The sequence below is a fragment of the Corynebacterium sp. genome (assembly GCF_030152825.1).
Lineage (GTDB): Bacteria > Actinomycetota > Actinomycetes > Mycobacteriales > Mycobacteriaceae > Corynebacterium.
Map to the genome: position 1 here is coordinate 18,004 of NZ_JASLIP010000057.1, position 12,339 is coordinate 30,342.

General features: G+C 65.9%; 10 protein-coding genes. 8 read left to right on the forward strand and 2 right to left on the reverse strand.

Annotated features, from left to right (window positions below):
• Positions 1 to 3: 3 nt before the first annotated feature.
• Positions 4 to 654, reverse strand: a complete 651-nt coding sequence (locus tag Q1V78_RS06715) for a PolC-type DNA polymerase III (RefSeq protein ID WP_300612932.1) — start codon at positions 652 to 654, stop codon at positions 4 to 6.
• A 466-nt stretch (positions 655 to 1,120) separates the two neighbouring features.
• Here Q1V78_RS06715 and Q1V78_RS06720 point away from each other — a divergent pair, with 466 nt between their 5' ends.
• The 8 genes from Q1V78_RS06720 to Q1V78_RS06755 all read left to right on the forward strand — a co-directional run bounded on the left by Q1V78_RS06720 (position 1,121) and on the right by Q1V78_RS06755 (position 9,701).
• Entirely contained in the window at positions 1,121 to 1,747 is a 627-nt protein-coding gene (locus tag Q1V78_RS06720) for a C40 family peptidase (protein ID WP_300612934.1), read from the forward strand.
• Between the two features lie 337 nt (positions 1,748 to 2,084).
• Positions 2,085 to 3,266 carry an NlpC/P60 family protein gene (locus Q1V78_RS06725; protein WP_300612936.1) on the forward strand — a complete coding sequence of 394 codons (1,182 nt, stop codon included), beginning with the start codon at positions 2,085 to 2,087 and terminating at the stop codon, positions 3,264 to 3,266.
• Positions 3,267 to 3,281: 15 nt separating this feature from the next.
• Positions 3,282 to 4,523, forward strand: coding sequence for a glycosyltransferase family 4 protein (locus Q1V78_RS06730; RefSeq protein WP_300612938.1), 1,242 nt, complete (start codon positions 3,282 to 3,284; stop codon positions 4,521 to 4,523).
• Between the two features lie 131 nt (positions 4,524 to 4,654).
• The gene (locus Q1V78_RS06735; RefSeq protein ID WP_300612940.1) at positions 4,655 to 5,635 is read left to right on the forward strand and encodes an ROK family protein; all 981 of its coding nucleotides are present in this window, start codon (positions 4,655 to 4,657) and stop codon (positions 5,633 to 5,635) included.
• A gap of 101 nt (positions 5,636 to 5,736) precedes the next feature.
• Positions 5,737 to 6,480 carry a 1-acyl-sn-glycerol-3-phosphate acyltransferase gene (locus Q1V78_RS06740; RefSeq protein WP_300612942.1) on the forward strand — a complete coding sequence of 248 codons (744 nt, stop codon included), beginning with the start codon at positions 5,737 to 5,739 and terminating at the stop codon, positions 6,478 to 6,480.
• Between the two features lie 42 nt (positions 6,481 to 6,522).
• Positions 6,523 to 7,758: an acyltransferase family protein gene (locus Q1V78_RS06745; RefSeq protein ID WP_300612944.1), complete on the forward strand. Its 1,236-nt coding sequence runs from the start codon at positions 6,523 to 6,525 to the stop codon at positions 7,756 to 7,758.
• Between the two features lie 12 nt (positions 7,759 to 7,770).
• Positions 7,771 to 8,274, forward strand: coding sequence for a polyadenylate-specific 3'-exoribonuclease AS (locus Q1V78_RS06750; protein WP_300612946.1), 504 nt, complete (start codon positions 7,771 to 7,773; stop codon positions 8,272 to 8,274).
• A gap of 38 nt (positions 8,275 to 8,312) precedes the next feature.
• Complete coding sequence (locus Q1V78_RS06755; RefSeq protein WP_300612948.1) at positions 8,313 to 9,701, forward strand: class II 3-deoxy-7-phosphoheptulonate synthase; 1,389 nt, start codon at positions 8,313 to 8,315, stop codon at positions 9,699 to 9,701.
• A 204-nt stretch (positions 9,702 to 9,905) separates the two neighbouring features.
• Here Q1V78_RS06755 and pknB read toward each other — a convergent pair whose 3' ends face one another.
• The gene (gene pknB, locus Q1V78_RS06760) at positions 9,906 to 12,230 is read right to left on the reverse strand and encodes a Stk1 family PASTA domain-containing Ser/Thr kinase (protein ID WP_300612980.1); all 2,325 of its coding nucleotides are present in this window, start codon (positions 12,228 to 12,230) and stop codon (positions 9,906 to 9,908) included.
• Positions 12,231 to 12,339 lie beyond the last annotated feature (109 nt).

Consider the following 12,339-nt stretch of genomic DNA (forward strand, 5'->3'; position numbering starts at 1 on the left):
CCACTAACGCTGTGGGGGCTCTTGTGCGATTGTGTAGAGCCGATGGGTGAGGTCGAAGGTCGTGGCTGCGTCCTGCTTCGCCCGATGGGCAGGGGAGGAGGGCAACCCACAGTGCGCCGCGAGGTTCGCCAACGTATATCGCCCCACTGCCGCCCGGGGGATGAGCTCTCGAGCGGTCGCCGCCGTGCACAACGCCTGCGGGAGGCACTGGTCTTGCAAAGCCCGTGCCGCATCCGTGTGCCCCAGGCGAGCGTATTCCGCCGCGAGGAAGCCGACGTCGAACTTCACGTTGTGTCCCACGACCGTCCTATTCACTAGGTGGGGTAGGAGGTCCTGAGCGACCTCGGCAAAAGTGGGTGAGTTGGCGACATCATCGTCTCTAAGCCCGTTGATGTTGCTTGACTCCGCAGGAATGCTGCACTCGGGGTTGAGGAGGCAGTGGAACCTCCCGACAATGCTTCCATGCTCTACGGCCAGGACAGCGATCTCGATGACCCTATCTGTGCCAGGCTCCAGCCCGGTGGTTTCCAGGTCCACCACCGCACAGCGTTCCAACGCTGCTGCCAACGCTGCCTCAAGGCGTGGGCGCGGGTTCACCGACGAGCCATCGTCACGATTGCCGCCGGGTTCGGTATTGGCCGGGGGAGTGCTCATAGCTAAGGAGTCTAGGCGCGTTCCCGGACAAGCCCCTTCTTTGCGTCAGTTGCAGGTGTTCGATGTCCAATTTTCTTCCCTCCAAACCGTGTTTCCAGCGCCACAAAGCAGGCGATCCGGAGGGGTGTGAGCAAGATCACATTACTGGGATTTCGCCGCCATGCCTGCGGTGCTGGCGCTGGCGGTCGGGCGGTAGTGCAAATGCAAGAACGCAGGTAGCGGGCTTATTACGGTTTGGTAACTTTTACGTGTTCGCGGAGTGAAGTTCCCAGGTCCACGGCCGCGATTGGCATGAAATCAGAAGAATTTTCACAATTGTGGCCGTTTCGGTGGACAGGACTCGTGATCGTTTCGTAATCTTTCCGTGATCTTAAAGCAGAGGGCAACAGCCCCGCCGGCAAACATCCGGAGAAAAGAAACCGAATAAGAGCTCCCCTCAAGGGAGTAGTGAAAGGCGAGAATTTCTATGGGTAAGCACCGTAAGCAGGGCAACACCGTCCGCAACGCAGTCGCATTCGCAGCAGCAGGCGCAGGCCTCGCAGCCCTGGCCCCGGCCACCGCTACCGCCGCGCCGGTCACCGTCCCGGACACCGACTTCTCTGTCGAGGCGCCGGACCACATCGCCAAGCAGGTGCAGCCGCACATCGATAACGCTCACCGCCAGGCAGTGAACGCAGGCCTCGTCAAGCAGGCTCAGGTTCCGACCAACGTCGCGAAGAAGGCAGCCCCCGCTAAGGCTTCTCACGTCAGCATCGGCCAGAAGATTGCTGACCACGCCATGAGCAAGGTCGGCGCTCCGTACGCCTGGGGCGCTGCTGGCCCGAACGCTTTCGACTGCTCCGGCCTGACAAGCTGGGCCTACAAGCAGGTCGGCAAGAACATCCCGCGCACCTCCCAGTCCCAGGCCGGCGGTGGCAAGCCGGTCGCTATCAAGGATCTGCGCCCGGGTGACATCGTCTCCTACTACGGTGGCGCATCCCACGTGGCTATCTACATCGGCAACGGCAAGGTCGTCCACGCCGTCAACTCCGGCACCCCGGTTCAGGTCAACGACCTCAACTACATGCCGGTCAACAACGCAGTGCGCTTCTAAACCTTCCAGCGCGCAGATCGACCGCCGGAGTGGCCCAGAATGCGGCCTCCGGCGGGTTTCTTGTTTCCTTCAGTTAACTCTTGTGACAAACGAGGTGTGGCGTTACTGCGCTGCAGCTCAGCCCTCCGAAATGGCTACTCATTGCGAGCCAACTGTGGCATAATCACAAGTTGGTTGTTACGCCGGGTAGCGGTCCACCGTCGCGGGTTTCATTCCAGGTCACCACGGCTTGAATCACACCCCTGATCGCCCGGCTCATGGCCGTGACAACCCCGTCAACGGCCCTCACATCCGCTCCCACACTGTGGCTCCTCGAAGCAAAGGTTTGGAAAAAATCTTGTCTAAGCAGAAAATCACCCTCGGGACTAGTGTTTGCGCTGCTGTACTCACCGCCGCAACGATCCTGCCGACCACGCCAATCGCGCAGGCGGACCCCGCCGCGTCGACCCGAGACAACGGGGTCAACCAGGCGGACACCAAGAAGGACAAGAAAAAGCTGAGCGAGTTCGACGCCACCCAGGCTGATGTCGACAGTTTGCTCAAGAGCCCCGCGCCGAAGGACGTCGACGGTCTGATCAAGCGCCTCGAGAAGATCTCCCGCACCGCGGCGGTCACCAGCGATCTCGTGGAATCCACCAAGGGTCGCATCGCCAAGCAGAACGAGGCCCTAGACAAGGCCGACCGCGACGTCCGCGCCGCCAAGGCCCAGCTTGACAAGACCCAGAAGAAGGTCGACGCGTCCCGCACCTCCGTCTCTGAGATGTCCCGCTCCGCCTACCGTGGCGCCAGCGTCGACCCGGTCTCCGCGATCGCCGGAGCATCCGGCCCGGCCGCAGCCATGGACCGCTCTGCCTACCTCACCGCCCTGACCCGCGACGCGCAGTCCCGTATGGACGCGGTCACCCAGGACCAGCAGGACGCCCACGCCGCCCGCTCCAAGGCACTGCGCACCAAGGCCCAGGCCGACCACCGTCTCAACGAGCTGCGCTACCAGGAGAAGAAGCTCAACGAGCGCACCGAGGACCTGGACCGGCTCAAGGCCGAGGTCAAGACCATCGTTGATGGCTTCTCCCCGGAGGACCGCCGCCGCTGGGTCGACCGCAACGGCCCCATCGACGTCGACGTCGACGAGTTCCTCGGCAAGCTGAAGAAGTCCGCCGGCGGTGCCGCGAAGGGCAACTACGCCGGCGCCGTCGCCGCGGCGATGAGCAAGCTCGGCGCCCCGTACAGCTGGGGAGCCACCGGTCCGGACGCCTTCGACTGCTCCGGCCTGATGCTCTGGGCCTACCAGCAGATCGGCAAGTCCATCCCGCGCACCTCCCAGGCCCAGCTCTCCGGCGGCCAGAGCGTGAGCACCTCCGACCTCCAGCCGGGTGATATCGTCGCCTACTACCCAGGTGCGACCCACGTGGGCATGTACATCGGCGACGGCCAGCTCGTCCACGCCTCCGACTACGGCATCCCGGTTCAGGTTGTTCCGGTCGATTCCATGCCGATCGTCGGCGCCGTCCGCTACTAGTAGGTCCCACCCGGCGTGCCGGAGCAGCAGAACAACGGCGTCCCAGCCCCGCGGGTCCTCGTCGTCACCAACGACTTCCCACCGACCCTCGGGGGCATCCAGACCTATATTCGCGACTACCTAAACGCGCTGGTCACCCACGCCGGGATCCCCGCGGAGAACATCGTGGTCTTCGCCTCCACCCAGGACGCCGACGCGGCCGCCGAGTTCGACGCGGCCGTCGACTACCGCGTCGTGCGGTGGTCCCGGAAGATCATGCTGCCCACCCCGCGGGTCGCCCGCCGCATGCGGCAGCTCATCCGCGAATACCGCATCGATACCGTGTGGTTCGGTGCAGCAGCCCCGCTCGCTGCGATGGCGCCCAGCGCCCGGGCCGCCGGGGCAACGCGGGTGGTGGCCTCCACCCACGGCCACGAGGTCGGCTGGTCCATGTTCCCCGGCACCCGGGCGGTGCTCCGCTATATCGGCCGGAACGTGGACACGCTCACCTTCGTCTCCCGCTACGTGCGCGGGCGCATCACCGGGGTCTTCGGCCCCGATGTGGCGTGGGAACCCATGCCCGGCGGGGTGGACGCCGCAAGCTTCACCCCCGATGAGCAGGTCCGGCAACGCCTCCGCCACCGCGTGGGCGTTGAGGATAAGAAGGTCATCGTCGCGGTCAGCCGGGTGGTCCCCCGGAAAGGGCAGGACACCCTCGTGGCGGCGATGCCGCAGGTCCTGCGAGAAGTTCCGGACGCCCACCTCGTGATCGTCGGCCCCGGTGATTACGCGGAGAAACTCCAACGGCGTACCGAGGAACTCCGCGTCGCCCAGCACGTGACCTTCACCGGGCCGGTGCAACCAGAAGACCTCGCCGGCTACTACAGCCTCGGGGATGTCTTCGCCCTGCCCGTGCGCACCCAGGGCGGTGGGCTCTCCGTCGAGGGACTGGGCATCGTCTTCCTTGAAGCGCAAGCCGCAGGGAGGGCCACCGTGGCCGGCAACGGCGGGGGAGCACCCGAAACTGTCATCGATGGGGTCACCGGCGAGATCGTGGACGGGCGTGACGCCGTCGCCGTCGCCACCTGCCTCAGCAGCCTCCTCAAAAACCCGGAACACGCCGCAGACCTGGCGGCAGCTGGGCAAAGGCGCGTCGCGGAGGCCTGGGACTGGCGCGTTCTCGCCCAACAACTGGAGTACGTCCTGCGGGGCGACCAGCAGCCACGGCGGCGCACGCCACCCCGCCACAGTTGGAATTCCCCGGTCAATAAGAAGTAAGTTCTATAAAGACCTCAACTCGCCAGCCGCGGGGCACAACTGCGGCAATCTCAACCGAGGGGCGAGAACCACGGCGAATACCGGTGCTGCGAGCACCGGTATTTCCACGCCTGAATCGAGAAAGGTTGCCGGTGCACAACCAGGAAGCACCAGCTGAACACCCACAGCTGACGATCGGTATGGACATCGGGGGCACGAACCTCCGCGCGGCGGTTATCGACGCCGACGGCACGATCGTCGACCTCGAGAAACTCCCCACCCCATCCGAAGCCCCGGCGCTGGAAGACACCATCGTCCGCGTCGTCGACACGCTGCGCGCCCGCCACCCGCAGGTCGCCGCGGTCGGCCTCGCGATCGCAGGCTTCCTGGCCCCAGACCTGCGCACCGTCCGTTTCGCGCCCCACCTGCCCTGGGAGGACGTCGACGTCGTCGCCCGACTCGAAAACCGCATCAAGCTGCCCATCGTCGTGGAACACGACGCGAACGCCGCCGCCATCGGGGAGCATCACCGTGGCGCGGCACAGGGGGTCGGCACGTGGACGCTGTTCGCCATCGGAACCGGGGTGGGCGGCGCGCTCATGCACAATGGCGAGCTGTACCGGGGCTCCTTCGGCACCGCGCCCGAGTTCGGCCACATCACGGTGGTGCCCGGCGGGCGGACCTGCCCCTGCGGCAAGCGAGGCTGCCTGGAGCGCTACTGCTCCGGCTCCGCGCTGCAGCTGGCCGCCCATGACCGCATCGCGGAGCGGGCCTACCCGGAATCCGTGCTCTTCACCCGCTTCCACCGGCAACCGGAGGAGATCTCCGGCCGCCACATCGTCAAGGCTGCCCGCGATGGGGACAAGCTCGGCCTCGAGATCCTCCGGGACGCCGGGGAGTGGCTTGGCCGTGGCCTGGCGATGGTGCAGGACATCCTGGACCCAGAGCTCATCGTCCTCGGCGGGGGAGTGAGCGCCGACGCTGACCTCTTCTTGGACACTGCCCGGGCAGAGATGGCGAAAAACATCGTCGGCCAAGGTCGCCGGCCCCTAGCCCGCGTCGTTCCTGCGGAACTGGGTGGGGACGCCGGTATGATTGGCGTGGCTCTACTCGCAGCGCAGGCGCTGGATTAAAGAACTTATAGCTCCGGGCCAGCCCCAGCTCGCGGCGTGCAGCCAATCACGATCGGGGCATCGATGCTCGAGGCGAACTCTAGGAAGGCAAGACTTTTCCAATGCGGAACCGGACTTACTGGTGGTTGAAGCACGTCTTCATCGGTCCGTGGCTGTGGATCTACAACCGGCCATTCACCCGCGGGCTGGATAAGCCCCCAGCGGACGGGCCGGTGATCTTCGCCTCCAACCACCTCGCTGTGATGGACTCCTTCTACTTCCCGCTGGTGAACAAGCGCCAGCTGACCTTCCTGGCGAAGAAGGAATACTTCACCACCCCAGGGGTGGTCGGCGCGATCCAGCGCTGGTTCTTCTCCTCGGTGGGGCAGGTTCCGATCGACCGCGCCGACAAGGGCTCCCAGGAGGCCGCTCTGCAGACCGCGCTGCGGGTGTTGGAGAAGGGGGACGCGCTGGGCATGTACCCGGAGGGCACCCGCTCGCCGGATGGCCGCCTCTACCGCGGCAAGACCGGCATGGCCCGCATCGCGCTGGAGTCCGGCGTGAAGGTCTACCCAGTGGCGATGATCAACACGAATAAGGTCAACCCGATCGGCTCCTGGATCCCGCGGCCCTACCGCTGCGGCGTGATCGTGGGCGATCCGATCGACCCGGCCGATTTCAAGGACGCTGGGGATGACTATCAGCAGGCCCGTGCGCTGACTGACCGTGTGATGGAGGAGCTCGCCAAGCTCAGCGGCCAGGAGTACGTGAAGGATTTCTACGCCGCGGAGGTGAAAAACTCCCTCGCTGCAGGTCAGGGCTACCCGGAGGGTTCCGCTCCCGGCGAGGGCGTGGTGTACTCTTAAAAAACGTTAAGAAGTCGCGCTTCGAACAGGGGCTTGCCGGCCATGGAGACACACCGGGGCAGGGCAGAGCCCCATGGGCATAGAGGAGCAAACATCAAGACGAGCAGTGAGCAGACCGCGGACGCGACCGCGGCGAGCAGTGCGTCGGCGCCGGCCTTGACGCCCCGCAAGGCGAACCGCGTCGAGTGGGCGGATACCGCGAAGGGCCTGTCGATCATCGGCGTGTGCCTGATGCACATCGTCACGGCGGTTCCGGACGGCACCAGCACGCCGCTGGGGATGCTGTCCTCCTTCCTCGACCCGCTGCGCATGCCGCTGTTCTTCCTCGTCTCCGGGCTCTTCGCCCACCGCGTGCTGGAACGCACGCTGGGGGACCTGTGGTACCGCCGCCTGTGGTTTCTGCTCGTTCCCTATCTGGTCTTCACCCCCTTCCAGGCGCTGATCCGCCTCTATATGGCGGGCAATGCCGACCTGTCGCACCTGATCCAGGCGATACTGTTCGGCGATCCTGGGCTGTGGTTCCTCTACACGCTGATGGTTTACAACATTGTCGCGTGGTTGCTGCGTAGCCAGCCCGCCGTCGTGGCCCTGGCGCTGTCTTTCGTTCCCATCTGTGCAGGCATGATGACCGGCTGGGTGCAGACCCAGAGCTTCCGCCAGGCCTTCATCTACATGCCGATCTTCTTTGCGGGTCTGCACTTCCGCACGTGGTTCTTTGCCCTGGCCAATAAGGCCGGCAACGCGGCGGTCATCCTCGGCACCTTCGGGATCTTTGTGGCCTGGGAGTTCGTGTACCGCTACATGGAGGCGGTGGTCTTCGAAGGTTGGGACATCGTCATCTCCAGCCAGAACGCCCTCCTCGCACTCATCCGCACCTTCACCGCCGTGCCGTTCGGCGTGGTGCTGGCCGTGTGGCTGAGCAACACCCCGCTGGTCAACCGCTTCCTGACCTTCGTCGGTGCAAACACGCTGCCGATCTACGTCAGCCACCACGCGATGATGTGGCTTTTCATGGACGTCGGCGCCCGCGGCCTGGCCGATAGTGACCCGGAGCGCTTCGGGTTCCTCGCCGAGACCTACCCGCTCATGCTCATCGGCTTTGCTGCGTGCCTGTTCGCCGGGACCCTGTTCTACAACGTCGGCAAGGTGCCCGTGCTCAAGTGGATCCTTTATCCGCCGGCTTTGCCCCGCGCGGGCGCAGTCCGGCTACACTCGACGGCGGTACAACGCCCCACGCAGCGCCAGCAGTGCGCAAGCTCCACCCAGACGCGAAGCTAGAAAGCAGTAGCAGTGCGCTATTTTTATGACACCGAGTTCATCGAAAACGGTCGCACCATCGACCTGATCTCCATCGGTGTTGTCGCGGAGGACGGTCGCGAATTCTACGCGATCTCCACGGAATTCGACGCGGGGGCGGCCGGCCCCTGGGTCAAGCGCAACGTGCTGCCGCTGCTGCCTCCGCGCTCCCACGCGGCCTGGATGAGCCGCGCGCAGATGCGCGACCAGCTCTACGACTTCCTCCTGCCGCCCGGCACGACCCGCCGCGACTGGCCCGAACTGTGGGCCTGGCTGGGGGCATACGACCACGTGGCGCTCGCGCAGCTGTGGGGGGATATGACCAAGCTGCCCCGCGAGATCCCACACTTCACCCGCGAGCTGCGCCAGCTATGGGAGATGGCCGGCAAACCGCAGCTCCCGGAGGCCCCGTCCAAGGCCCACGATGCGCTGGTGGACGCCCGCTTCAACGCCGTGAAGTACCGGCTGAGCATGGCTGCGCTGAGTAAGCGCACTTAATGCGCAGCACAAGGGCAATTTCGGGTATAGTTTCAGGCATGTCTTGGACTATTGACCTCCCCATCGATGAGATGCCCGACCTCCCACCGCTGCCGAACGATATCGCAGCGGAATTTGACCAGGTTTTTGCTCGTGATGCCAAGCAGCAGCCGAGCTGGGACAAGGATCATGCTTATCGTGTCCGGAGGATTCTCGAGTCCGTCCCGCCGATCGTCGTCGCCCCGGAGATCCGTCGCCTGCGCAAGCAGCTCGCCGACGTCGCCCTGGGCAAGGCCTTCCTGCTGCAGGGCGGTGACTGCGCCGAGACCTTCGAGTCCAACACCGAGCCGCACATCCGCGGCAACATCAAGACCCTTCTGCAGATGGCGGTCGTCCTGACCTACGGGGCGTCCACCCCCGTGGTGAAGATGGCCCGCATCGCCGGCCAGTACGCGAAGCCGCGTTCCGCCGACCGCGACTCCAACGGCCTGCTGAACTACCGCGGCGACCTCGTCAACGGCCACGAGGCCACCGAGGAAGCCCGCGCCCACGACCCGTCCCGCATGGTGCGCGCCTACGCGAACTCCTCGGCGACCATGAACCTCATCCGCGCGCTGACCAGCTCGGGCACCGCGGACCTGTACAAGCTGCACGAGTGGAACCGCGAATTCGTCGCCAGCTCCCCGGCGGGTGCTCGCTACGAGGCCCTGGCCCAGGAGATCGACCGCGGCCTGGAGTTCATGAGCGCCTGTGGCGTGACCTCCTCCACCCTGCACACCGCAGACATCTACGCCTCCCACGAGGCCCTCGTCCTGGACTACGAGCGCGGCATGCTGCGCCTGGCCCACGACGAGGAGGGCAGGGACGTGCTCTACAACCTCTCCGCCCACCAGGTGTGGATCGGCGAGCGCACCCGCGGGCTAGACGATGCCCACATCCACTTCGCCTCCCTGATCGGCAACCCGGTCGGCGTGAAGATCGGGCCGACGACCACCCCGGAGGAGGCCGTCCAGTACGTCCACCGCCTCGACCCGCACAACGATCCGGGCCGCCTGACGCTGATCACCCGCATGGGTTACGACAAGATCCGCGACGTCCTGCCACCGATCGTGGAGGCCGTGGAGGCCACCGGGCACAAGGTCATCTGGCAGACCGACCCGATGCACGGCAACACCTACACCAGCTCCAATGGCTACAAGACCCGCGACTTCGACCGCATCATCGACGAGGTCCAGGGCTTCTTCGAGGTCCACCGCGCACTCGGCTCCCACCCGGGCGGCGTGCACGTGGAGCTCACGGGTGACGACGTCACCGAGGTCGTCGGCGGCGGCCAGTCCATCACCGACGTGGACCTGCCGAAGCGCTACGACACGACTGTCGACCCACGCATGAACACCCAGCAGTCCCTGGAGCTGGCGTTCCTTGTCGCGGAGATGCTCCGCAACTAGGCTGCTGCCCCTGTAGCCAGCGCTGGTCAGCACCGGTAGCGCGGAAAACGTGAACCCCGGCGGAAGGAGATGATCCTTCCCCGGGGTTATTTCGTGTGCGGCCAATCGCGTGGGCGGGGTATTCAGGGGGAGCGTGGCTGCTGGGAGTCGGCCAGCGAGTCAGCCCGTGGGGAAGACCCGCGTACCGCCCAACCCCAGCCACGCCTAGAAGGTCGAAATCCGCACCGTATCGCCCTTCTGCGCCTTCCGGCCGGTGTTCGGCGACTGGCTCCACACCAGGCCGTCCTCCGGGCCCGAAATCTCGACCTCAAAGCCCGCGTCCGCCAGCTTCTCACGGGCCTTCTCCGCCCGCATCCCCAACACGAAGGGGACCGACTCGGCGTTGGAGACCTTGAACTTCACCTGCGTGTCCCGGGACGGGTCGACGACCGTGCCCGCCTCCGGTGACTGGGAGGCGACGTCGCCGCCGGAGACGTCCTCGTCATAAACCTCGCCGTCATCGACCGGGTCCAGACCCGCATCGCGCAGCTCGGCGATGGCCTCGGACTTGCTGAGCCCCGTGATGTCCGGGACCTCCGTGGCATTGTTGACCACGATGGTGACCTCGGACTTGCTCGGTACCTCCGTGCCCTTCGAGGGCGTGGTGCGCAGGACGGTGTTCGGGTCGGCGTCGGGGTCGAACTCCTTGATCGTCTTGCCCACCTTCAAACCGGCGGACTCCAGGGTCTTCTTCGCCCGGTCCAGCTTCTGACCCTCCACGCCCGGCACCCGAACCGGCTTCGGCCCGCGGGAGACGTGGATGGTCACCGTGGACCCGGTGCGGACCTCGCTGCCGGGAGAGGGGGAGACCTCGGCGACGGTGCCCTTCTTGGCGTCGTCGGAGTAGACCTCCTCGCCGATCTCGGCGACGAGGGTGCGGGACGTCAGCTTGGCGGAATAGGTCTCCGCCGTGTCCGTTTCACCAGGGATCGGGACGGTCGGCGCCCCGAGGCTGACGAGCACCGAAACCTGGCTTCCCTTCGGTGCTCGCTCACCAAAAGGGGGATCGGTCCCCATCACTTCCTTCGCCGGGTGGTCGTCGGAGAATTGCTCATCCGCCTGGGAGACGAAGCCCGCGTCCTCCACCTTGACGACCGCCGCTTCCCGGTCGAGGCCGATGACCGAGGGGATCTGGCCGTAGCGGCCGGAGGTCAGCCACCAGCCACCGAGCCCGATCGCGATGACCAGCGCGGTGATGATCGCGGTCCACAGCAGACCCTTGACCGTGGAGCGGTTGCTGAGCTTCTTTTTTGGCGCCGGTGGGGGCGCGGGGCGGTGTTCGGGCGCCGGGTAGCCCGCGGGAGCAGCGGGATAGTGCTGTGGCTCTGCGTAGCCCGGCGCCTGCCCATACCCCTGGGGCTGGGCTGACTCGGCCCACTGGTTATAGCCCTGGTCAGCCTCTTGGGAGTAATTCCCGTAAGGGTCGACCAGCGCGGTTTCCGAGGTTTCGTGAGCCTGGTCCGGAGCCCCGTAGCGGGTCTCCGCCGTGTCCCCGGACTCATGGGAGCCCGCCGTGGGGTCGAGCGTGACTGCACGGGTGGACATCGCCTCGTCGTCCCAGGCGAGACGGTCGGTGAAGCTCGAGCCTGCCAGGGCGTGCTGCACGGCGGAATCCGCGGGGACGGGCACCCGGAACGCCGGAAGCTGGAGTTCCGCGGCAGTCTGGCGGACCGCGGCGAGGAACTCGGAACCGTCCGTGTAGCGATCCTCTGGTGCTCGCTGGCAGGCCCGCAGCACCAGATCGTCGATCTCCGGCGGCACCCCGTCGATGATCTCGGAGGGGGCGGGGACGTCCTGGGTGAGCCTGCTCAGCGCCGTCTCGACCGGGCTGCCGCCGCTGAAAGGCGTCTCGCCGGTGAGCAGCTCGTAGAGCAGCACCCCGGCGGAGTAGACATCGGAGGCCGCGCCCAGGGACTGGCCCTGAACCTGCTCCGGGGATAGGTAGGCGACGGTGCCGATGACCTGCCCGGTGGCGGAGGTGCGCGCCGCCTCACCCGAGCCCGTCGCAACCGCCCGGACCAGCCCGAAGTCTGCGAGCTTGACCTGGTGATGGGCACTGATCAGCACGTTATCCGGCTTGATGTCCCGGTGGATCATGCCCGTGGTGTGGGCAACCGATAGCGCGGTGAGCACCGGCTCCATGACCGAGAGCGCTGCGTGCGGCGGCATCGGGCCACGCTCCCGGAGCAGTTCCCGCAGCGAACCGCCGTCCACGAGCTCCATGACGAGGAAGACGAACGGGCCATCCTCGCCCTGGTCGTAGACGTTGACCAGATCCGGGTGCGTGAGCTTTGCGACAGCCCTGGCTTCCCGCTCGAAGCGGGTGCGGAAGGTTGGATCGGTCGCAAGCTCCGGGTTCATGATTTTCACCGCGACCTCACGGTCCAGGCGAGTGTCCACGGCGTGGTAGACCGTCGACATTCCGCCCTTGGCGATCTTGGCGCCCAGGTGGTAGCGGTCGTCGAGGTAGCTGCCGGGTTGCGGTTCCATCACTTTTACTGCCGATAATCCTTGCTTATTGTTCTTCTTACGCTCTTCCCCGTTGCCCATATGTGCCCGCTACGTAGGCCATTGGGCGGTACGCAGGGCACCGAACGCA

Coding starts and splice junctions, on each gene's coding strand:
- Q1V78_RS06715 (WP_300612932.1), bottom strand. CDS start 654: ATGAGCACTCCCCCGGCCAATACCGAACCCGGCGGCAATCGTGACGAT.
- Q1V78_RS06720 (WP_300612934.1), top strand. CDS start 1,121: ATGGGTAAGCACCGTAAGCAGGGCAACACCGTCCGCAACGCAGTCGCA.
- Q1V78_RS06740 (WP_300612942.1), top strand. CDS start 5,737: ATGCGGAACCGGACTTACTGGTGGTTGAAGCACGTCTTCATCGGTCCG.
- Q1V78_RS06745 (WP_300612944.1), top strand. CDS start 6,523: ATGGAGACACACCGGGGCAGGGCAGAGCCCCATGGGCATAGAGGAGCA.
- Q1V78_RS06755 (WP_300612948.1), top strand. CDS start 8,313: ATGTCTTGGACTATTGACCTCCCCATCGATGAGATGCCCGACCTCCCA.
- pknB (WP_300612980.1), bottom strand. CDS start 12,230: ATGGAACCGCAACCCGGCAGCTACCTCGACGACCGCTACCACCTGGGC.